Origin of the sequence: Halomonas sp. NO4, from assembly GCF_010994375.1 — a bacterium.
GTDB lineage: Bacteria > Pseudomonadota > Gammaproteobacteria > Pseudomonadales > Halomonadaceae > Halomonas.
Window position 1 is genome coordinate 18462 of sequence record NZ_WHMA01000020.1, and the last position, 21044, is coordinate 39505.

Annotated in this window: 20 protein-coding genes; 11 read left to right on the top strand and 9 right to left on the bottom strand. The window is 67.3% G+C overall.

The features are described 5' to 3' along the window. Nucleotides 1-156 precede the first annotated feature (156 nt). Nucleotides 157-1569: a PhoH family protein gene (locus FEF15_RS13350; protein WP_163559668.1), complete on the top strand. Its 1413-nt coding sequence runs from the start codon at nt 157-159 to the stop codon at nt 1567-1569. 31 nt (nt 1570-1600) lie between these two features. Here the strand turns inward: FEF15_RS13350 and FEF15_RS13355 are convergent, their stop codons facing one another. From FEF15_RS13355 to FEF15_RS13390, 8 genes are all read right to left on the bottom strand, one after another. Next, nucleotides 1601-1825: a hypothetical protein gene (locus FEF15_RS13355; protein WP_163559669.1), complete on the bottom strand. Its 225-nt coding sequence runs from the start codon at nt 1823-1825 to the stop codon at nt 1601-1603. A 142-nt stretch (nt 1826-1967) separates the two neighbouring features. Continuing rightward, on the bottom strand, nt 1968-3170 hold the full coding sequence (trpB, locus tag FEF15_RS13360; RefSeq protein WP_163559670.1) for a tryptophan synthase subunit beta: 1203 nt from the start codon (nt 3168-3170) through the stop codon (nt 1968-1970). Between the two features lie 89 nt (nt 3171-3259). Then, nucleotides 3260-4186 carry a prenyltransferase gene (locus FEF15_RS13365; protein WP_163559671.1) on the bottom strand — a complete coding sequence of 309 codons (927 nt, stop codon included), beginning with the start codon at nt 4184-4186 and terminating at the stop codon, nt 3260-3262. Nucleotides 4187-4214: 28 nt separating this feature from the next. Continuing rightward, nucleotides 4215-4883, bottom strand: a complete 669-nt coding sequence (locus FEF15_RS13370; RefSeq protein ID WP_163559672.1) for an alpha/beta fold hydrolase — start codon at nt 4881-4883, stop codon at nt 4215-4217. 63 nt (nt 4884-4946) lie between these two features. Then, nucleotides 4947-6716 carry an SLC13 family permease gene (locus FEF15_RS13375; protein ID WP_163559673.1) on the bottom strand — a complete coding sequence of 590 codons (1770 nt, stop codon included), beginning with the start codon at nt 6714-6716 and terminating at the stop codon, nt 4947-4949. 200 nt (nt 6717-6916) lie between these two features. Next, nucleotides 6917-7123: a cold-shock protein gene (locus FEF15_RS13380; RefSeq protein ID WP_163559674.1), complete on the bottom strand. Its 207-nt coding sequence runs from the start codon at nt 7121-7123 to the stop codon at nt 6917-6919. A 230-nt stretch (nt 7124-7353) separates the two neighbouring features. Continuing rightward, nucleotides 7354-9000: a GMC family oxidoreductase N-terminal domain-containing protein gene (locus FEF15_RS13385; RefSeq protein ID WP_163559675.1), complete on the bottom strand. Its 1647-nt coding sequence runs from the start codon at nt 8998-9000 to the stop codon at nt 7354-7356. Nucleotides 9001-9024: 24 nt separating this feature from the next. Beyond that, on the bottom strand, nt 9025-10536 hold the full coding sequence (locus tag FEF15_RS13390; protein WP_163559676.1) for a CoA-acylating methylmalonate-semialdehyde dehydrogenase: 1512 nt from the start codon (nt 10534-10536) through the stop codon (nt 9025-9027). Between the two features lie 142 nt (nt 10537-10678). On the opposite strand from FEF15_RS13390, the gene FEF15_RS13395 reads away from it, so the two are divergent. The 7 genes from FEF15_RS13395 (at nt 10679) to FEF15_RS13425 (ending at nt 17899) form a co-directional block, all read left to right on the top strand. Then, nucleotides 10679-11587, top strand: a complete 909-nt coding sequence (locus FEF15_RS13395) for a LysR family transcriptional regulator (protein WP_163559677.1) — start codon at nt 10679-10681, stop codon at nt 11585-11587. 55 nt (nt 11588-11642) lie between these two features. Then, nucleotides 11643-13283, top strand: coding sequence for an FMN-binding glutamate synthase family protein (locus tag FEF15_RS13400; RefSeq protein WP_163559678.1), 1641 nt, complete (start codon nt 11643-11645; stop codon nt 13281-13283). 97 nt (nt 13284-13380) lie between these two features. Further along, entirely contained in the window at nt 13381-13902 is a 522-nt protein-coding gene (locus FEF15_RS13405) for a cytochrome b (RefSeq protein WP_163559679.1), read from the top strand. A 156-nt stretch (nt 13903-14058) separates the two neighbouring features. Continuing rightward, a complete protein-coding gene (locus FEF15_RS13410; protein WP_163559680.1) occupies nt 14059-15240 on the top strand; it encodes a glycosyltransferase family 9 protein in 1182 nt (393 codons plus the stop codon). Next, nucleotides 15221-15901 carry a response regulator transcription factor gene (locus FEF15_RS13415; protein WP_163559681.1) on the top strand — a complete coding sequence of 227 codons (681 nt, stop codon included), beginning with the start codon at nt 15221-15223 and terminating at the stop codon, nt 15899-15901. Before FEF15_RS13410 ends, FEF15_RS13415 begins: the two co-directional genes overlap by 20 nt. After that, on the top strand, nt 15898-17307 hold the full coding sequence (locus tag FEF15_RS13420) for an ATP-binding protein (RefSeq protein WP_163559682.1): 1410 nt from the start codon (nt 15898-15900) through the stop codon (nt 17305-17307). The genes FEF15_RS13415 and FEF15_RS13420 overlap by 4 nt, the downstream gene beginning before the upstream one ends. A gap of 313 nt (nt 17308-17620) precedes the next feature. Further along, the gene (locus tag FEF15_RS13425) at nt 17621-17899 is read left to right on the top strand and encodes a hypothetical protein (protein WP_163559683.1); all 279 of its coding nucleotides are present in this window, start codon (nt 17621-17623) and stop codon (nt 17897-17899) included. 140 nt (nt 17900-18039) lie between these two features. Here the strand turns inward: FEF15_RS13425 and FEF15_RS13430 are convergent, their stop codons facing one another. Further along, nucleotides 18040-18516, bottom strand: coding sequence for a PepSY domain-containing protein (locus FEF15_RS13430; RefSeq protein WP_163559684.1), 477 nt, complete (start codon nt 18514-18516; stop codon nt 18040-18042). Nucleotides 18517-18642: 126 nt separating this feature from the next. On the opposite strand from FEF15_RS13430, the gene FEF15_RS13435 reads away from it, so the two are divergent. Genes FEF15_RS13435 through FEF15_RS13445 form a run of 3 tightly spaced genes read left to right on the top strand, consistent with a single transcriptional unit; the run spans nt 18643 to nt 21037 of the window. After that, nucleotides 18643-19005, top strand: a complete 363-nt coding sequence (locus FEF15_RS13435; protein ID WP_163559685.1) for a PepSY domain-containing protein — start codon at nt 18643-18645, stop codon at nt 19003-19005. Further along, nucleotides 19002-19667 carry a response regulator transcription factor gene (locus FEF15_RS13440; RefSeq protein WP_163559686.1) on the top strand — a complete coding sequence of 222 codons (666 nt, stop codon included), beginning with the start codon at nt 19002-19004 and terminating at the stop codon, nt 19665-19667. The genes FEF15_RS13435 and FEF15_RS13440 overlap by 4 nt, the downstream gene beginning before the upstream one ends. After that, nucleotides 19664-21037: an ATP-binding protein gene (locus FEF15_RS13445; RefSeq protein WP_163559687.1), complete on the top strand. Its 1374-nt coding sequence runs from the start codon at nt 19664-19666 to the stop codon at nt 21035-21037. The genes FEF15_RS13440 and FEF15_RS13445 overlap by 4 nt, the downstream gene beginning before the upstream one ends. The last annotated feature ends 7 nt before the right edge of the window (nt 21038-21044 follow it).

The window sequence follows — 21044 nt, forward strand, 5'->3', positions numbered from 1 at the left end:
GGCACATGCTGGTGTCATAAGCTGAGTCAACATTCACCGGAAAGCAGGAGGAATACGCCGTACGCAGGTGACACTGGCCGGGGAGCCGGGCTGTCATATGACGGTAAGGTGTCAGTGCCAGTGTCGAAGGTGCCGTCAACCCGGGAGCACTTTTCGATGGTACGACTCGACAAGAAAGCCAAGCGGCTCTACGTGCTGGACACCAACGTCCTGATTCACGACCCCGCTGCCCTCTACCAGTTCGAGGAACACGAGGTGGTCATCCCCATGACCGTGCTCGAGGAACTCGACAAGCACAAGAACGGCCTGCGCGAGATCGCCCGCACCGCCCGCCAGGTCAGCCGTACCCTCTCCGATCTGACCAATGAGGTCACCTTCGACGAGATCCAGCGCGGCATTCCCATTCCCCGCGCCGGCGGGACCACCTTGGGGGTGCTGCGCTTTCTCTGCTATTCCGATCTCAAGCCCCTGGAACACCTCGAGGAGAGCCCCGACAACCGCCTGCTGGCCGAAACCTGCCGGCTGCGCGACGAGCGCCCCGACGCCTCGGTGATCCTGGTCTCCAAGGACATCAACCTGCGCGTCAAGGCCGCGGCGCTGCGCGTGCCGGTGGAGGACTACCTCACCGACCGCGCCTTCAGCGACAGCGACGCCATGCCCGACGGGGCGCACATTACCGCTCCGGCGGCCGAGACAGGTGACGGCCCCTGGGATGAGCTGGACGTGGATGTCACCGTGGAGCGCATCGACCACCACACCTTCTACCAGCTGGAGGGCCCCATTCCCGGCGACTGGCATCTAGGCATGCTGGTCTCCGACAGCGAGAACGGTGCGAGCTTCGAGGCCATCGTGCGCGAAGTGGAGCCCTACCGCGCCCGGCTGCAGCTGCTCACCAACTACCGGCACAAGGCCGGCGTGTGGGGCGTGCACGCCCACGACAGCCGACAGAACTTCGCCCTCAACCTGTTGATGGACGACGACATCGACCTGGTGACCATCGCCGGCAGCGCCGGTACCGGCAAGACCTACATGACGCTGGCCGCCGCCTTCCAGCAGACCCTGGACGCCAAGCGGTTCGAGCGCATCGTCTTCACCCGGGCGCCGATCTCCATGGGCGAGGACATCGGCTACCTGCCCGGCACCGAGGAGGAGAAGATGTCGCCCTGGATGGGCGCCTTCCACGACAACATGGACAACCTGCTGCGAGACGAGAGCGGCGAGACAAGCTGGGACAACGGCGCCACGCGCCAGCTGCTCGGCTCGCGCGTGCAGATTCGTGCCCCTGGCTTCATGCGCGGGCGCACCCTCAACGACACCTTCCTGATCATCGACGAGGTGCAGAACTTCACGCCCAAGCAGGTCAAGTCGCTGGTGACCCGCGCCGGGCGCAACACCAAGATCGTCTGCCTCGGCAACGTGGGGCAGATCGACACCCCCTACCTCACCGCCAACACCTGCGGCATGGCCGCCGTGGTCCAGCGCTTCCGCGACTGGCCCCACGCCGGGCATGTCACGCTGCGCAGCGTCGAGCGCTCGCGCCTGGCGCTGGCAGGGGAGGAACTGCTCTGAGCGCCTCCGGGCGGCCCTGCCGCCCGGGATCTCACTTCGCCGGGCGGTTGACGACCTTCTCGATCAGCGCCTCGCGCTCGCTGCACGGCCCCAGGCGCAGTATCTCCTGGGCCTCGTGGTAGAGGCACAGGTAGCGCCGGCAGGAGGTGCAGAACACCCGGTCGTCGGGGTTGTGCACCTGCGACACCTTGAAGAGGTGGCTGCCGCAATCGGGACAGGCCACCGGCAGACGGAGCTCCTCGGAAAGGTCGGTCATGGTCACGATCTCCTTGTGGACTCGGGAGTGGTGGACTCAAGAGCGGTGAGCTCGAGAGTTAAGGCCTTGCCTAAGACCTTGGGCCACCTTAAGCCTAACTCAAGACTTGCTCGCCGCCGACTCCGGCTTGCCCACGTCCAGCTCACAGCCCCAGCTTGTCGGCCACGTAGTCGGCATCCTTGTCGCCGCGCCCCGAAAGGTTGACCAGGATGTGCCGGTCGGCCGGTAGGCTCGGCGCCACGCGCATCGCCCAGGCCACGGCGTGGGCGCTCTCCAGGGCGGGAATGATGCCCTCCACACGAGAGAGGGTCAGGAAGGCGTCCAGGCACTCGGCGTCGGTGGCCGTCTCGTAGTCGACACGCCCGCTCTCCTTAAGGTAGCTGTGCTGGGGCCCCACGCCCGGATAGTCGAGCCCCGAGGCGATGGAGTGCACCGGCATGGGGTTGCCGGCCTCGTCCTCGAGCACGTAGCAGGCCATGCCGTGGATCTCGCCGGGCTTGCCCAGCGTCAGGGTCGCCGAGTGGCGCGGCGTGTCGAGCCCCTCGCCGGCCGGCTCCACCCCCACCAGGTGCACGTCGGCGTCGTCGAGGAAAGCGGTGAACAGGCCGATGGCGTTGGAACCGCCGCCCACGCAGGCGGTGACGTGATCGGGAAGACGGCCGTGGCGCTCGAGGAACTGGCTGCGCGCCTCGCGGCCGATAACCGACTGGAAGTCGCGCACCATCTTGGGGAAGGGGTGCGGGCCCACCACCGAACCGATGGCGTAGATGAAGTGCTGCGGGTCCTTGAGGTACTCCTCGAAGGCGCTGTCCACGGCGTCCTTGAGGGTCGCCGTGCCGCGGGTCACCGGGATGAGCGTCGCCCCCAGGATCTTCATCTTGGTGACGTTGGGATGCTCCTTCTCGATGTCCACCTGGCCCATGTGGATCTCGCAGGGGATGCCCACCAGGGCGCAGGCGGTGGCCAGGGCCACGCCGTGCTGGCCAGCGCCGGTCTCGGCGATCACCTTGGTCTTGCCCATGAACTTGGCGAGCAGCGCCTCGCCCAGGCAGTGATTGATCTTGTGCGCGCCGGTGTGGTTCAGATCCTCGCGCTTGAGGTGGATCTGCGCACCACCGAGTTTCGCGGACAGCCGCCGGGCGTGGAAGATCGGGCTCGGCCGCCCCACGTAGTCGGCGAGGAGGTCCGCCAGCTCGGTCTGGAAGTCCTCGCGAACGCGGATCTCCTCGTAGGCGGCATCGATCTCGTCCATGATCCGCTTGAGCTCGGGCGGAATGTGCTGGCCCCCGAAGCGGCCGAAGAACCCCTGGGCGTCGGGCAGGTTGGCAAAGGGCGACTCACTCATGATTGGCGATCCTGACAGGCAGTAGGTGACAAACGGATCATTCATCCTGCCCCGGCGCCACGCCGCTGTCGAGGCGACCTTGGCCGAGTTCATCCCGCGAGCCACAGCCCCAGGTTCAACAGCCCCAGGCTTGCCAGCAGCACCCCCACGTTGAGTCCCAGCAGCGACGCAAGCGACGAAACGTCGCTTGCCCGGGCACGCGGCGGCAGACGCCAGAGTCCGCGCGCCAGCCAGAGTGCCGCGGGCAGGGCCAGCCACATCAACCAGGCCGCGGCCGGCAGCCAGGCCGCGGCCACGAGGGGCGGAACCACCAGGAAGGCCGCCAGCACCAGCGCCGCGACCCCGCGGGCCGCACGCGGCACCCCCAGGGCGATGGCCAGATGGTAGCGGCCCACGCGACGATCCGCCGCGATGTCGGGCAGTTGGTTGGCGAGCAGCAGCGCGCTCACCAGCAGCATGGGCGGCAGCGATACCGCCAGCGCCGTGGCCGAGACCCCACCGGTGAGCGCCTGGTAGCTTCCCACCACCATCAGGGTACCGAAGCCCACGCCGGGTGCCAGCAGGCACAGCCAGGGGCGGCGGGTCAGCCAGCCGGTATAGGCCACCACCAGCCCGACTCCGATCAGGCCGTGGAGCAGCAGGAGCGGCCCCGAGCGCCACGTGAACCAGGCGCCGATGACCACCACCGTCGCCAGGCAGAGATGCGCGGCAAGACGCACGGCGACCGCCGCCTCGGGCCGCTCGATCAGTGCGCCGCTGCCCCCGGAGAAGGGGGTGCGCTCGGTGAGGGCGTCCAGGCCGCTTTCGAAGTCATGGTGCTCGTTGAAGAGATTGACCGCAGCGTGGGCGAGCAGCGCGGCCAGCAATACCAGGGCGATATCCAGCCCGGCCGCCGCATGGCCATCGACCCGGGCGCCGGTCACCGCCAAGCCGGCGCACAGCGGCGCGAGCACCAGGAAGGGCGGGCGCGCACTGCGCCAGCAGGTTTTGAGATGGTGGGCGATGGGCGTGGTCATCCGGCGTCCCTGCCGTCCGCGCTGCGTCTCACCGGGCCAGCCGCTCGGAGAGCCAGGCCCCGATGTCGGCGACCTGCTGGGGACAGATGGCATGGGCCATGGGATAGGTACGATAGGTGACCGGATGCCCCAGGGCCTTGACCCGCTCGAAGCCTGCTTTGCCCAGCGCCTCGGGCACCACCGGATCGAAGGTACCGTGGTGCACCTCGACGGGTAGCTCGCGGTTGGCCTCGGCGAGCCGGATGGAGTCGGCGGTAGCGAAGTAGGTGGACAGCGCAAGCAGCCCGCCCAGGGGTGCATCGAAAGTGAGCGCCGCCTCATAGGCCACCGCCCCGCCCTGGGAGAAGCCAGCCAGGATGATGCGCCGACTGTCGATGCCGTGGCTCATCTGCTCGCGCACCAGCGCCTGGATGCGCGCGGCGGAATCGCGCAGCTGCGGCTCGTCGACGCGACGGTCGAGGTTCATCTCGTGGATGTCATACCACGCCGGCATCACCATGCCGCCGTTGACGGTCACCGGCAGGCGCGGCGCATGGGGCAGGATGAAGCGCACGCTGGCATCGCGCGGCAGCGCCAGCGCCGGCACCAGCGGCTCGAAGTCGCTGCCGTCGGCGCCCAGGCCGTGAAGGATGAACACGCAGGCGTCGGCGGGCTTGCCCCCCTGGGGCTCGATGATCAGCTCATCGGGTTGGCTCATGGTGAGATCTCGCAGTCGCGGAAAACCGACACCCTACCGTAAACGTCGGCGCAGGACGAGACGTCAGAACGGCCAGACGACCGGGATCAGCGCCAGCGCTACCGCCGCCGTCAGCAGATTGAGCGGGCCACCCACGCGCAGGAAGTCGCTGAATCGGTAGCCGCCCGGACCGTGCACCATCAGGTTGGTCTGGTAGCCGATGGGGGTGAGAAAGCTCGCCGAGGCGGCGAACATCACCGCCACCACATAGGGCATGGGGTTGACGCCCAGCGTGTCGACGGCGGCCATGACGATCGGGAAGGTGATCACCGCCGCGGCGTTGTTGGTGACCACGGCGGTGAGCAGGCTCACCAGCACATAGACCGCCACCAGCAGCCCCAAGGGGCTGCCGGCAGCCAGGCCGAGCACGCCCTCGGCGAGCGCCGCGGCGGCACCCGAGCTCTCCAGCGCCGCCCCCAGGCCGAAGGAGGCGGCGATGGTCAGCAGTACCTGGGTGTCGAGGCCGCGCTTGGCCGCCCCCACCGAGCAGCAGCCGGTGAGAAGCGCCAGCGCCGCGCCCAGCATGGCGGCGTTCATCAGGCTCATCACGCCGAAGGCCGCCAGCACGACCACCCCGGCGAGGATGCTCCAGGCAAGCCCCGCCTTCTCGTGCACCGGGCGCGCCGCCCCGTTGACCTGGCTGATCAGCAGGAAGTCCCGCGACTGGCGATGGCGTTCGATGAACGGCGGGCGCGCCTCGAGCAGCAGCACGTCAGCGGGCTGCAGGCGCACCTGGCCCAGGTTGCCGGCGACCCGCTCGCCGCCGCGACACACCGCCAGCACGGCGGCGCCATAGAGGGTGCGGAAGTGGCCGTCGCGGATGCGCTGGCCGACGAACTGGCACTGGTCGGAGACCACCGCTTCCACCAGGCGGCGTTCGCGGAAGTCCTTCTCGAGGCTCGACTCGCCGTGGCGCGACGGCACCAGGCCGCGGATCTGCTGCAGCTCCACGGCGCCGTCGGAGGTACCGGCGAACACCAGGCGGTCGCCGCCCTTGAGGCGCTCGCCCGGCCCCACCACGCTGACCACGTTGCCGCCACGCTCGATCTCCACCAGGAAGAGCTCTCGCAGATGGCGCAGCCCCGCCTCCTCCACCGTGCGGTCGACCAGCGGCCCCGCCGGGTCGACCTCCATCTCGATGGTGAACTCCCGCGGGTTCTCGAAGGCGGCCTCGGCGCCGCGCCGCCGGGGCAGCAGCCGCGGCCCCACCAGGATCAGGTACACGAGTCCCACCAGCGCCACCGGTACGCCCACCCAGGCGATGTCGAAGAGCCCCATCGCAAGCTGGGGGTCGCGCTCCAGCAGCAGGCCGTGCACCACCAGGTTGGTACTGGTACCGAACAAGGTGATGGTGCCACCGAGGATGGAGGCAAAGCTCAGCGGCATCAGCAGCCGATGGGCGGGCAGCGTCAGGCGGCGCGCCCAGCTCAGCACGGCGGGGATGTAGGTGGCCACCACCGGCGTATTGTTGATGAAGCCGCTGAGCGAGACCACCGGCAGCAGCAGACGCACCAGCGCTCGGCCCTCGCTGCGCGGCCTGCCCAGCACGTAGCGGATGATCAGGTCGATACCGCCGGTCTCGCGGATGCTCGCCACCAGCACGTAGAGAAAGGCCACAGTGAACAGCCCGGTGCTGGAAAAGCCGGCCAGCGCCTGGTCGGGCTCGATCACCCCGAGGGTGAGCAGCAGGATCACCGCTCCGAGCAGGATGATATCGGGGCCGAGGCGAGAAAAGACCATCAGCCCGAAGACGGCGATGACGACGGCGAAAGAGAGCCAGGCAGCCAGGGGCATGGGACGATTCCGTACAGCGTGCAGAACCGCCATTGTGAAGGCCGCTGCATATTCTAAAAAGTTATTTTTAGAAATTCATTTATTCATTTTAGAGCTTAGAGAATCACCAGCTTCCCAACGTGAAAAGGCCCGCCGAAGCGGGCCTTTCTCGACTGCCTGATCCTAAAGATCGACAACAGTCACATCAGATCAGGTGGCGTTCAGCCGATGACCTTGATGTTGGACGCCTGCAGGCCTTTCTTGCCCTGGGTGACGTCGAAGGAGACCTTCTGGCCGTCCTGCAGAGACTTGAAGCCTTCAGCCTGGATCTCGGAGAAGTGCGCGAACAGGTCGTCGCCGCTGTCGTCCGGAGAGATGAAGCCGAAGCCTTTAGTGTCGTTGAACCACTTGACGGTACCGGTAGCCATGATCGAATTCCTCGAATAGCGTTTGATTTGCCGGGAGATACCCGAGTTGCAGTGGGTAAAACAAGAAACCTTCACCGGGAAATCGACGCCATGAGCGTTTCGATGACCACCTGCGATGTTCCACTTGCCAACCAACTGCACGCAGCATGCGCCCTTGGCGGGCGCACGTCAAACACTATTTTCACGAGATGACGAGAAAATGACGCCGCCCGCCGGCACAGCGCATCTCATCACCCGGCGAGGATCCAGCCCGCCGCCTTTTCGGCGATCATCAGCGTCGGCGAGTTGGTGTTGCCGCTGGTGATGGTGGGCATGACGCCGGCGTCCACCACGCGCAACCCCGCCACGCCGCGCACCTTGAGGTGCGAGTCCACCACCGCCAGGGGATCGTCGTCACGGCCCATCTTGGTGGTGCCCACGGGGTGGAAGATGGTGGTGCCGATATCGCCGGCGAGCCGTACCAGTTCGTCGTCCGTCTGATACTCGATACCCGGCTTGACCTCCTCCGGAGCGTACTTGGCAAAGGCGGCCTGCGCGGCGATGCGCCGGGTGACGCGCAGCGAGTCGGCGGCGACCTTGCGATCCTCGGGGGTGCTCAGGTAGTTGGGCGCAATGGCCGGCGCCTGGCGCGGATCGCGGCTCTTGATGCGCACCGTGCCACGGCTGGTGGGGTTGAGGTTGCACACGCTGGCGGTGATGGCCGGGAAGTCGTGCAGCGGCTGGCCGAAGGCCGGCAGGCTCAGCGGCTGAACGTGGTACTCGATGTTGGGGTGCGAGTACTCGTCGCTGCTACGGGTGAAGGCGCACAGCTGGGAGGGCGCCATGCTCATCGGCCCGGTGCGCTTCAAAGCGTACTCCAGGCCGATGCGCGCCTTGCCAAGCCAGGAGCTCGCCAGGGTGTTGAGGGTCTTGGCCCCGGAGACCTTGTAGATCGAGCGGATCTGCAGGTGGTCCTGGAGGTTCTCGCCCACCCCGGGCAGCTCCGCCACCAGGGGAATCTCGTGCTCGGCCAGCAGGTCGGCCGGGCCGATGCCGGAGAGTTGCAGCAACTGCGGCGAACCAATCGAGCCAGCGGAGAGGATTACCTCGCGCCCCGCCCGCACCACCCGCTCTTCGCCCTCGCGCTCGACACGCACCCCCGTGCAGCGCGGCTCGCCGCCCTGCCCCGTCTCGAACACCAGCTTTTCCACCTGGGTGGAATGCCACAGGGTGAGGTTGTCGCGCTTCGCGACCCCGCGCAGAAAGGCCTTGGAGGTGTTCCAGCGGAAGCCACTGCGCTGGTTGACCTCGAAGTAGTCCACGCCCTCGTTGTCACCACGGTTGAAGTCGCGGGTGCGGGGAATGCCGGCCTCGACGGCGGCGGTGGCGAAGTCGTCGAGCACCTGCCAGCGCAAGCGCTGCTTCTCCACCCGCCACTCGCCGCCATGGCCGTGAAAGTCGCGGTGGGCACCGTCGGCATCGCCGCCGTCGTCCAGGCGCTGGTGGTCTTCGTGCTTCATGAAGTCGGGCAGGCAGTTGTCCCAGCGCCAGGCGGGCTCGCCGGTGAGCTCGGCCCAGTGATCGTAGTCACGGGCCTGGCCGCGGATGTAGAGCATGCCGTTGATGCTCGAGCAGCCGCCCAGGGTCTTGCCGCGGGGGTAGATCAGCGAGCGGCCGTTGAGCCCGACATCCGGCTCGGTACGAAAGCGCCAGTCGGTGCGCGGATTGTCGATGCAGTAGAGGTAGCCCACCGGGATGTGAATCCAGTGGTAGTTGTCGCGCCCACCGGCCTCGATGAGCAGCACCCGGTTGGCGGGATCGGCGCTCAGGCGGTTGGCCAGCAGGCAGCCGGCGGTGCCGGCGCCCACGATGATGTAGTCGAATTCTTGTTCAGCCATGACGTACTCTCCCCGCCGGCCTGCTCACTTGTGGGTCGGCATGGCGAACTCGGCGCCTGCGTTGATGGAGTCCGACCAGCGCTGCATGATCGACTTCTGCTTGGTGTAGAAGCGCACCCCCTCCTCCCCGTAGGCGTGGGTGTCGCCGAACAGCGAGCGCTTCCAGCCGCCGAAGCCGTGCCACGCCATGGGCACCGGGATCGGAACGTTGATGCCCACCATGCCCACCTGGATGCGCCGGCCGAACTCGCGCGCCACGCTGCCGCTCTCGGTGAAGCAGCTCACGCCGTTACCGAACTCGTGATCGTTGATCAGCTGGATGGCGGTGGCCACGTCCGGCACCCGCACGCAGGCGAGCACCGGGCCGAAGATCTCCTCTTTATAGATGGTCATCTCCGGGGTGACGTGGTCGAACAGGGTACCGCCCATCCAGAAGCCCTCGGCACAGCCCTCGCCGGTGGTGGCGGCGTCGAAGTCGCGGCCGTCGACCACCAGTTCGGCGCCCTCTGCCACGCCCTTGTCGATGTAGCCGGTGATGCGCTGGTGGGCCTGGGCGGTGACGATGGGGCCCATCTCGGCGTCGAGCTCCATGCCGTTCTTGACCTTCAGGGCGCGGGCGCGCTCGGCCAGGCGCGGCACGAGCGTGTCGGCCACGTCGCCCACCAGCACCGCCACGCTGATCGCCATGCAACGCTCGCCGGCACTGCCGTAGGCGGCGCCGATCAGGGCGTCCACGGCCTTGTCGAGGTCGGCGTCGGGCATCACCACCATGTGGTTCTTGGCGCCGCCCAGGGCCTGCACGCGCTTGCCGTGGCGTGCGCCGGTCTCGTAGATGAGGTTGGCGATGGGCGTGGAGCCGACGAACGACAGCGCCTGGACGTCGGGATGCACCATGAGCGCCTCGACGCTCTCCTTGTCGCCCTGCACCACGTTGAAGACGCCATCGGGCAGCCCGGCTTGCTTGAGCAGGTCGGCAATCAGCAGCGAGGCGCTGGGGTCCAGCGGGCTCGGCTTGAGGATGAAGGTGTTGCCGGTGGCAATCGCCAGCGGGAACATCCACATCGGCACCATGGCCGGGAAGTTGAACGGGGTGATGCCGGCCACCACGCCGAGCGGCTGACGCATCGTCCAGTTGTCGATGCCGCTGCTCACCTGCTCGGTGTAGTCGCCCTTGAGCAGCTGGGGCACGCCGCAGGCGAACTCCACGATATCGATGCCGCGCGCCACCTCACCCTGGGCATCGGTGAACACCTTGCCGTGCTCCTTGGTGATCGCGCGGGCCAGCTCGTCCTTGTGGGCATTGAGCAGCTCCAGGAACTTGAACAGCACCCGGGCGCGGCGAATCGGCGGGGTATCGGCCCAGGCGGGGAAGGCGGCCTTGGCTGCCGCCACGGCAGTATCGACATCGCCGCGCGAGGCGAGCGCCACCCGGCCGGAGACCTGGCCGGTCGCCGGGTTGAAGACGTCCTGGGTGCGGCCTGAGTCACCGGCGGCGGGCTGGCCATTGATATAATGCGCAATCGCGTTCGTGGTCATGGCGTGGCTTCCTGTTGTGGCAGCATCATCGGGGAAATCGTGCGTTATCGGCCTAGCCTAGCGCCACGACCGGGCGAATCAATTGAGGAATTCAAAAGCGAGATATAAGCTCAGCTGATAACACAGATCGAGCTTTCGCCTCATGCAGGACCTCCAGACCCTTCGCGCCTTCGTCACCGTGGCCCGTGAGGGCAGCGTCTCCCGCGCCGCCGAACGGCTGCACCTGACCCAGCCGGCGGTGAGCCTCAAGCTCAAGCAGCTGCAGGAGGGCCTCGGCCTGACGCTGTTCCGGCGTCGCCCCCAGGGCCTTGCGCTCACCGCCGACGGCCAGGCGCTACTGCCCGCCGCCGAGCAGGCGCTGGCCGCCGTAACGGCCTTCGAGTCCAATGCCCGGGCGCTGCACCGCACCCTGCGCGGCCGGCTGCGCATCGGCACCATCGTCGACCCCGAGTTCATCCGCCTCGGCGCTTTCCTCCACCGCCTGGTGGCGCGCGCCCCGCAGCTCGAGACCGAGCTCAGCCACGGCATGAGCGGCAGCGTGCTGGCGCGCCTGCGACGCGGCGAGCTCGACGTGGGCTTCTACCTGGCACCGCCCGGCGAGGGTCCGGGCGACGCCGCCCCGGAGATCGCCTGCCGCGAGCTGACCCTCTTCCACTACCACGTCATCGCCCCGGCCGGCTGGGGCAGCCGCCTGGCGCACACCGACTGGCCGAGCCTCGCCGCCCTGCCGTGGATCGTGACCCCGAGCGACTCCGTTCATCACCGCCTGCTGCGCGGCTCACTCGACCCGCTGGGCCTTTCGCCCCACGGCGTCGCCCAGGTGGATCAGGAGGCGTGCATGCTCGACCTGGTGCGCGCCGGCGTGGGGCTGAGTCTGGCCCGCGACGCCCTGGCCATGGCCGAGCGCCAGGAGCGCGGCCTGGCCATCGCCGAGGGCGTGCGCCTGCCCTGCGCCCTGTGCTTCGTGTGGCAGCGCCGCCGTACCGAGGAGCCGGTGATCAGCGAGGCCCTGGAGGTGCTGGCCGGCGTGTGGGGGCTCGGCGCCGATTGACAGGCGCGCCCCGCGGCCCTGCAATGGCAGCTCGTTTCATCGCAAGGAGCGCGCCATGCCTCGCCACCCCCTGCCACTGCGTTACAGTGCCTACGCCGCCAGCCTGCTGGGCCTGGCGGCGAGCCTCGCCGGTCTCGCCGCCAGTGCCCTCTGGGGCTGGGGCGTGCTGGGCTTCGGCCTGCTCGCCGCCCTGGGCACCTACGACCTGTGCCAGCGCCGGCGCACGGTGAGCCGCAACTACCCGATCCTGGCCCATCTGCGCTACAACCTGGAGTCGGTGGGTCCCGAGATTCGCCAGTACTTCATTCAGCCGGATACCGAGGCGGTGCCCTTCTCCCGCGAGCAGCGCCGCCTGGTTTACCAGCGTGCCAAGGGCGTGAGCGACAAGCAGCCCTTCGGCTCGCTGCACGACATGGCCGCGCCGGGCTACGAGTGGATGAGCCCATCGCTGGCGCCCGTGCACAACGACGCCGCGGACTTTCGCCTGACCGTCGGCGCCGACCGCACCCACCCCTACTCGGCAAGCGTCTTCAACATCTCGGCGATGAGCTTCGGTGCACTCTCGTCCAACGCCATCGCCGCGCTCAACCAGGGCGCCAGGGACGGCGGCTTCTACCACGATACCGGCGAGGGAGCGATCTCCCCCTATCACCGCCATGGCGGCGACCTGGTGTGGGAGATCGGCTCGGCCTACTTCGGCTGCCGCGACGAAACCGGTCGCTTCGACCCCGAGCGCTTTCGCGAGCATGCCACGCAGGACGCGGTGAAGATGGTGGAGATCAAGCTCTCCCAGGGTGCCAAGCCAGGGCACGGCGGTATCCTGCCCGCCGCCAAGGTCACCGCCGAGATCGCCAGCACCCGCGGCGTGCCGCTGGGCGAAGACGTGATTTCCCCCGCGGCCCACTCGGCCTTCACCACGCCGCGCGAGCTGATCGCCTTCATCGTGCGCCTGCGCGAACTTTCCGGCGGCAAGCCGGTGGGCATCAAGCTGGCCATCGGCCACCCCTGGGAGTGGTTCGCCATCGTCAAGGCGATGCGCGAAACGGGCGAGCACCCCGACTTCGTGGTGGTGGACGGCGGCGAGGGCGGCACCGGCGCCGCCCCGCTGGAGTTCATCAATCGTCTGGGCATGCCGCTCACCGACGCATTATTGATAGTGCACAACACCCTGGTGGGCGCCGGGCTGCGCGACCGGGTGCGCGTCGCCGCCGCCGGCAAGATCATCAGCGCCTTCGACATCGCCCGCACCATGGCGCTGGGTGCCGACTGGTGCAGCGCCGCCCGCGGCTTCATGTTCTCTCTCGGCTGCATCCAGGCCCGCACCTGCCACACCGACCGTTGCCCCAGCGGCGTGGCGACGCAAGACCGCCTGCGCGGCAGCCGGCTCGACGTGGCGGACAAGTCGCAGCGCGTGGCGCACTTCCACGCCAACACGGTCGCCGCGCTCGCCGAGATGCTGGGCGCCGCCGGCCTCGCTCATCCGCGCGAGCTGGGGCCGGAGCACGTGCTGCACCGCCTCTCCGCCTACGAGGTGAAGAGTTTCGCCGAGCTTCACGACTTCCTCGCCCCGGAGGAGCTGCTCGAGGTGGGCGCCGGCCAGCACCCCGTGTTCCGCGACTTCTGGGAAGCCGCCACCCCCGACAACTTCGCCCCGCCCGAGCCGGTGGCCCGGCTGCGGGAGAGCAAGCTGGTGTAGTCAACATGAACCCAGCATGAACGACACGTTAAGGCCCCGGCAAGGCGCAGTGTCGTACAAGGATCACGTCCATTCTTACCCAACGAGGAGTGATCCCATGAACTGGCTCGACACCGAACACCGCTACGGCCTCGTCTCCCGCGCACTGCACTGGTCCATGGCAGTGCTGGTTCTGGTCATGCTGGCCAGCGACGTCTGGATGGAGGCCCTCGAACACCTCGGCAAAGCCAGCCTGATGGACCTGCACAAGAGCATCGGCATGCTGCTGCTGGTCCTGTTGGCGTTCCGACTGGTCTGGCGTTGGTACAACCGCGGCCGCCCGCTGCCACCAGCCCACTGGCGCTTCGCCGCCCATCTCGGCCACCTGGCTCTCTACGCCCTGCTGCTGTTCATTCCGGTAAGTGGAGTGCTCGCCGCCTGGGGAAGCGGCCATGGCATCGACGTCTTCGGGCTGTCACTCGTTCCTGCCGGCCCCGAGATCGAATGGCTCGAGGAGGCCTTCGAGGAAACCCACGAAGTCCTCGCCAACCTGCTGTGGCTGACAATCGGCGGGCATGTACTCGCCGCCTTCGCCCATCAGTTCCTGCTGGCGGACAGAACGCTGAAGCGTATGGCATGAGTGAAACCCAATGCTCGCCGACTCGGCCAGTCGGATCGTGCCAAGCGTCTGGCAGTGAACAGAGGCCAGGGTAATATCGCCAGGGCAGTGCACGACATAAGGATGCCTTAAGCCAGCTCGGCGACAGTGCAGCCTCCGTCCACACAGGGGGCTCGCATGTTTCCATTCACTTACCTGCGCCGGCATACTGCCATGCGCCGCTTGGGGCGGCGCCTCGAAAGATCTTTCAAGACCTGGATCTACCGAGCTTTGCCAAAGAGCTCCCGGTCACCCCGGCCAGCAAGCCCCGATACTCTGGCGGGTGTGCGGCACGTTCTGCTGGTACGTCCCAATTTCCGTATCGGCAATGCCGTCATCGGGGCCCGTTTGATCCAAGCGTTCGCCGAGGGTCGACCGGAGATCGAGATAGACTATCTTGGAACCGACACCACCCGTGCGCTATTCGACGGCATGCCACTGGCCCGCTATCACGCCTTGAGCCGTAGCATGCTGGTTCGTCCATGGAAACTGATACAGCTGCTGATTCGGCTCAGGCGGCGAAAATACGACCTGACTATCCAGATCGGCGAGGGCTCACTGACGAGTTGGCTGCTTATCCAGCTGTGCGGCGCACGGCAGAGCCTGGGGCAGCGCGGCCGACTGGAAGCGAGCTATGACTGGGTCAGCGATGTGTCACCACCTCATGCCCACGAACTGGCCAGTTCGCTGGCAGCCAGCCTGGGGCTGGCGTGTGCCTCTCGTCCCTGGTTGGTGGTGTCCGAGCAGGAGAGTCGTTCCGCTGCCGCCAGGCTGGCCGGCTTTTCGGGGCAGCAGGCTCCCATCGGCATCTTCGTCGGTGGCCATCTCGACAAGCGCCTGCCGCTCGAGTTCTGGCAGGAACTGTTGCGAGGTCTCGAGCAGCACCGACAACCCCATCTCGTGCTGCTGGGCCCGGAGGAGGCGGCCCTGCACACGCCACTGAAGAGTGCCTGCGGCGAATTCGGTCACGTGCTGCCTCGGATGCCGCTGCGAGACTTTCTGGCTGTGTTGGCCAACCTGAGACGCCTGATCACTCCGGATACTGGCCCCATGCACATGGCTGCCGCCTTGGAGATCCCTATCTTGGCCTTGCTCCAGGTTAAGGGGTCTCGCAAATTTGCCCCGAAAGGGCCCAACGATCTGATACTTTTTCGGCCTACCCCAGCCGAGGTCGCCGAAGAGGCCAGCGCCACCTTGTGCCCATGCCTTCCGCTTTCGGCGCGTGACCATGGCAGCCACCTCACGCCGCGCCTGGCAGCAGGCAAGTCGGCCCATCCGACAGGAGGTAACGACACCCCCCATGCGTATCCTGCTGGTTGAAGATGATCCGAGCCTGGCCTCGGGCATCCGCCTGGCCCTCAAGCCCGAGCACTACACCGTGGACCACTTGGCTGACGGCAACACGGCATTGACCGCCTTGCAGGGCGACGAGCCTTTCGACGCGGTCATCCTCGACCTGGGCTTGCCAGGGCTGGACGGCATGCACGTGCTGGAAGCGATCCGCCAGCGTGGAAATCGTGTGCCCGTGCTGGTGCTCACTGCCCGCGACGCCGTCGACGACCGCATCGCCGGCCTGGATGTCGGCGCCGACGACTACATGGTCAAACCCTTTGAGGTGGCCGAGCTCAAGGCCCGTCTGCGCGCTCTGCTGCGGCGTAGCCAGGGACAAGTCAGCAGCGTGCTGGCATGCCGCGGCATTCGCCTGGATCCCGCCACCCACGACGTGCATTATCTCGACAAGCCTGTCGAGCTGTCGCGGCGGGAGTTCACACTGCTGCAAGAGTTCATGAGCCATCCGGGGCGGGTCTTGACCCGCGACACCCTGATCCGACTGGTCTACGGCTGGGACGAGGACGTGGCGAGCAACGCCATCGAGGTCCACGTCCATCACCTGCGGCGCAAGCTATTCCCCGAGCTCATCCGCACCCTGCGGGGCATCGGCTACGTGATGGACAAGGAGCCACGAGGCGTGTCGTCATGAGCTCCATCCGCCGCCGTACGCTGGGATGGGTAATCCTGGCCTTCACCGTCAGCATGCTGGCCATCGGCCTGGTCAGCTATCGCTATGCTGCCCATGAGATAGAGGAGCTCTACGACGCCAACTTGGCCCAGAGCGCACGCCTGCTGGAGGGCCTGATACAGGCGCCACTACCGGACGATCAGCGCGAAGCTCTACTGGCCAGCTTGGAGAGCGCCTTGCTGCGCGCCGAGCAGTCGGACAAGCGTCTCGCCGGCCATCGCTACGAGAGCAAGCTGGCCTTCCAGCTGTGGGAGGAAGGGCGCCTGGTGCTGCGCTCGGCCAGCGCCCCGCCGGAGCCCTTCACTGACCGCCCCCCGGGTTACGTCGACAGCAAAGTGGCGGATCGCGACTGGCGGGTCTACGTGCTCGATGTCGCCGACTCGTCACGCCGGGTCATGGTGGCCGAGCGCAGTGACGTGCGCGGTGAGCTGACCCGCGCCATGGCCCTGCGCACCCTGCTGCCTGACCTGATCGGTCTGCCGCTGCTGGTGGTGGTGCTGTGGTGGGCAACCGGCTGGGGACTGCGCCCACTGTCGCGTCTTGCAGAGGCAATCCGCCACCGCACCCCGCACAACCTGCAGCCGCTGGAAGTACATTCTCTGCCCCTCGAACTGGCCATCATCGTCGACGCGCTGAACCGCCTTCTGGAGCGCATCCGTGGGCTGCGAGTGCGCGAGAAGCGCTTCATTGCCGACGCTGCCCATGAGCTGCGTACGCCTTTGACGTTACTCGATCTGCACGCCCAGAACGCCCTGACCGCCGAAACCCCCAATGACCGCCGCGAGGCGCTGGAGGAGCTGCGCTCGGGCGTGGCCCGTACCATCCGGCTGGTCTCCCAGTTGCTGACCCTGGCTCGCCTGGACCCCGAAGAGGAAGAAGGCCCGACCGAGCTCCCCGACGCCAACCTGCTGATCGAAGTCCGCGAAGCGCTGGTCGAGCTTTCACCACTGGCCATCGAACGCCATCAGACACTGGAACTGAAGGCCGATGAAACAAGCGACTGGCACCTCAAGGCCGAGCCGGGTGCCATCGGCACCCTGATACAGAAACTGGTCGGCAATGCCCTTCGCTACACCCCGAATGGCGGCGCTGTGATGGTTACCCTGGAGGCCGACGACATCCGCTTGACCCTGCGCGTGGACGACCAGGGCCCCGGCATCCCCGCAGCGGAACGCGAACGCGTCCTCGAGCGCTTCCATCGCCTCGGCCCAGGGGCCGGTGCCGGCCTCGGCCTCTCCATCGTCGAGCGCCTGCTCGACCGCCATGGCGGCCGGCTCACCCTGGACGAAGCGCCCGGCGGCGGCTTACGTGCCGAGGCGACATTGCCGCGCAACCGGGCGAACGGCGTAGCTGACAGCCAGCCTTGAGCGAGCGTCAAGATCGAAGCCCGTCTCGTTCTCCACGCGATGATCCCACGAACAGTGGAAGATCATTTGGCGGACCCGTGGGACGGAGTCGGAACCCCGGCCGCGCGCAGTTGCTCGAAGGTCCGCTTCTTGTACGGCTCGATCAGCGGGGAGTGAATGCGATTCTCGGTGAGCAAGGCGGCTTAGCGCTGATGCCAAGTGGCAATGTCACCAAGCGGTCATCCCCACTTAAGCAAGCCTTAAGAGAACGCCGCCATCATCACGGGTAGTGGCAATACTGCCGTCGACCGGTACAAGGAGACCCGCTGTGAACATGGCGACGCTCGACACCGCCGACTCGGCTTCATTCTCCAGGAGGACCCGGGGCTGGGTCGCCATGCTGATCTCGGCCGGCGTGCTATTGCTGGCCGTGGGCGTGCTGGGGTCTGGCTGGGAGCCGATAGAGCTGCCGCTTGGACTGGTCAGCCTCGGGGCCGCAGCGGTCGCGCTGTTGCACCCTGGGCGCCGGTGGGAAGAGGAGAGACTGGAAGAGGCCAACAGTCTGGTGCTGGCCAGTCTGATCACCCTGGCAGGCTTTCATTTCATGGCCTGAGACGGCCGTAGCAGCCGTACCGAGCCTGATGGCTCGTCCCTGACAATTCCTCGTCCATGAAACGGGCCCGGCACGAGTTTCTCGCACCGGGCCCGTCGCGAGGATGAAGGAATCGACGGGGCAGCCCCGGCGAAAGGGGGTCAATCGACCTCCACCTCGATGACGTCGCGCTCACCCTGGCGACTCTTCACCTCGAGCTCACGGCCGTCGGTATCGTAGCCCTCGATCTCGATGCGCCCGTCGCGGTCGACCTGGAGTTCAGCGAACTCGGCCATGCCCTCGGCCACTGCACTCTCCATGGCCAGGCGTACGTCCGCTTCACTCATACCCCAGGCACCGCCCTCGCGGCGCTTGCGCTCCTCCTCGAGGCTCTCGCCGCTCGCCAGCGAGAGGCGCACTTCCGCCTGCCACTCATCGTCGAGCCAGCCTTCGACCTCCACGCTCTCGTCCCGCTTGACCTCGATCTCCTGGTAGTGGGTGAAGCCGAAAGCCGCGGCCTGCTCCAGCACGCCGTCCAGACGCTCCACCGGCAGGCGTCGGTCATCGTCAGCATGGGCCACGCTGGCGGCAAGCAGCAGGGTAGCCAGGGAAGTGGTCAGTATCATCTTGCGTATCATGGGTACTACCTCCGTCTTTTGGTGCCCCGTTGATGGGCGCCGCTCCGTTGTATCACCGGCCACCTTGCCCTGAGCTGACGGCGCCGTTCATGCTGTATTCATGTTCGAACTGGCATCCTACCCACCATGAACTCTCGATATGCCCGCTTCTTTCGCCCGCTTACTCTGCCGCAGACCTTGCTGGCCGCAGCACTGGCGTTGGCCCTGCCTACGCTTGCCGACGAGCACTGGCATGACCTCCACGAAGAGGTACGCCAAGGACGCCTGGTAGCCCTGCCCGACATTCTCGACTGGCTGGAAACGCGCTACCGCGGGCAGGTGCTGGAAGTGGAGCTCGAACGAGACGATGGTGAGTTGCGCTACGAGGTGGAGATGCTCGGCCCTCAGGGGCAGGTCGTTGAGTTCGAGTTCGACGCCGAGAGCGGCAAGCTCATCGGCATGGAGGGCGTCAACATCAACGCCATGCAGCGCGAAGAGGGCGACGAATGAAGGTGCTGCTGGTGGAAGACGATGCGGCTCTCGCCGAGGCTCTGGGCACGGCCCTCGGCGAGGCCGGCATGCTGGTCGAGCAGGCGGCCACGGGCGGCGAGGCAGACTTCCTGGTGCGCACCGAACGTTACGACGCGGTAATCCTCGACCTGGGCCTGCCCGACGGCGACGGCAGCCGCTGGCTCGCCGAGTGGCGCGAGGACGCCATCGAGCTGCCGGTGCTGGTGCTCACTGCCCGAACCCGCTGGAACGACAAGGCCGCCGGCTTCTCCGCCGGAGCCGACGACTATGTCACCAAGCCCTTCGAGACGGCCGAAGTGCTGTTCCGCCTGCACGCACTCGTTCGCCGCAGCCACGGTCATGCCCACCCCGTGCTACGCATCGGCGAGTTGGCCTTCGACACCCACAGCGGCAGCGTGACGCTGGCCGGACGCCCGGTCAGCCTGACCGCCCAGGAGTCACGACTGCTCGCCTATCTCGCCCATGCCGCACCGCGGGTGGTCAGTCGCAGCGAACTCGCCGAGCACGTCTACGACCGTGACCACGAGCCCGACTCCAACGTCATCGACGTGCAGATCAGCCGCCTGCGCCGCAAGCTCGGCACGACGCGGATCGAAACGCTGCGTGGCCAGGGTTACCGGCTGGTCGACGCGACCACATGAGCCATCGTCGCCTATCCCTGGCCACGGCCCCGATCGCCATCCGTCTGCTGGCGGCTGCCCTGTTGATCACGCTCGTCACTCTCCCCCTGGCCGGTGCTGGGCTGGCGCATCACTTCTCCACATCAGCCACTGCAGCCTTCGACGAGCGCCTTGAATCACTGCTCAACGTCGTGATTGCCGGCCTTCGCTATGACGAGACCACGCAACGTCTGGAACACGACACAGCGCTTGGCGACTCGCGCTTCGAGCAAGTGTTTTCAGGCTGGTACTGGCAGATCAGCGACGGCAACGATAACCATCTCACGTCGCGCTCGCTCTGGGACCAGCGTCTACCCACCCGCACTCACGACGACATCGTCTTCCGCAACCTGACCGGCCCCCGCGGGGTTCCACTGCGCATCATCGAGCGCGACATCCGGCTGGCACCGCTCGAGACACCACTGCACATCAGCGTGGCCGTCGCCCGTGAGGAATTGGATGCCACTCTGGACGGGTTCATGACACGCTTGGTGGTGTCCCTCGTCGGCGTGGGTGCATTGCTGCTCGTGACCCTGGCGCTGCAAGTGCACTGGGGACTGGCACCACTACGCCGCTTGCAAAGCGGCCTCGAGGCCGTAGAAACCGGCACCCGCGAAACGCTCGACACTGACCTGCCGGACGAGCTAGCGCGCCTGGCCGGTGCCATCAACGGCGTGCTGGCCCGCGACCGCCGACTGATGGAGCGTGCCCGCCATGCCGCCGGCAACCTGGCCCATGCCCTGAAAACGCCGGTAAGCGTACTCAACACCCTCGCCGAAGGATTCGAAGCCCCTTCCCGATACCGCGTGAAAGCCGAACTCTCGCGCATCGACGAGGCAGTGCGCCACCACCTGGCCCGCGCCTCGGCGGCCGGCGCCAATGGCCTGAACCGCCGCGTCGCCGTCGCCGGCACCCTCGCTCCGGTGCTCGACGGCCTCGGCCGGCTGGCGGCCCGGCGCGGCATCGTGCTCGACAGCGACCTGCCCGAGGCGCTGAGCGTGCAGCTCGACCCGCAGGATCTGCAGGAACTGGCCGGCAACCTGCTGGAGAACGCCCTGCGCTGGGCGCGAAACCGCGTAACGCTGAGCGGCGGCAGCGACCCGCACGGCACCTGGCTAACCATCGAGGACGACGGCCCTGGGATGAGCGCCGACGAGCGTCGGCAGGCCGTAGCACGCGGCGCCCGCCTCGACGAGCGCCAGCCCGGCAGCGGCCTGGGCCTGGCCATCGTCAACGAACTGGTAGGGCTCTACGGTGGGTGCCTGCGTCTCGAGGCCTCGCCGCTCGGCGGCCTGGCCGCCCGCGTCTGGCTGCCGGCACGGCCGGACGCCACGCCGGCCGAGCCGAACTGACCGGTCA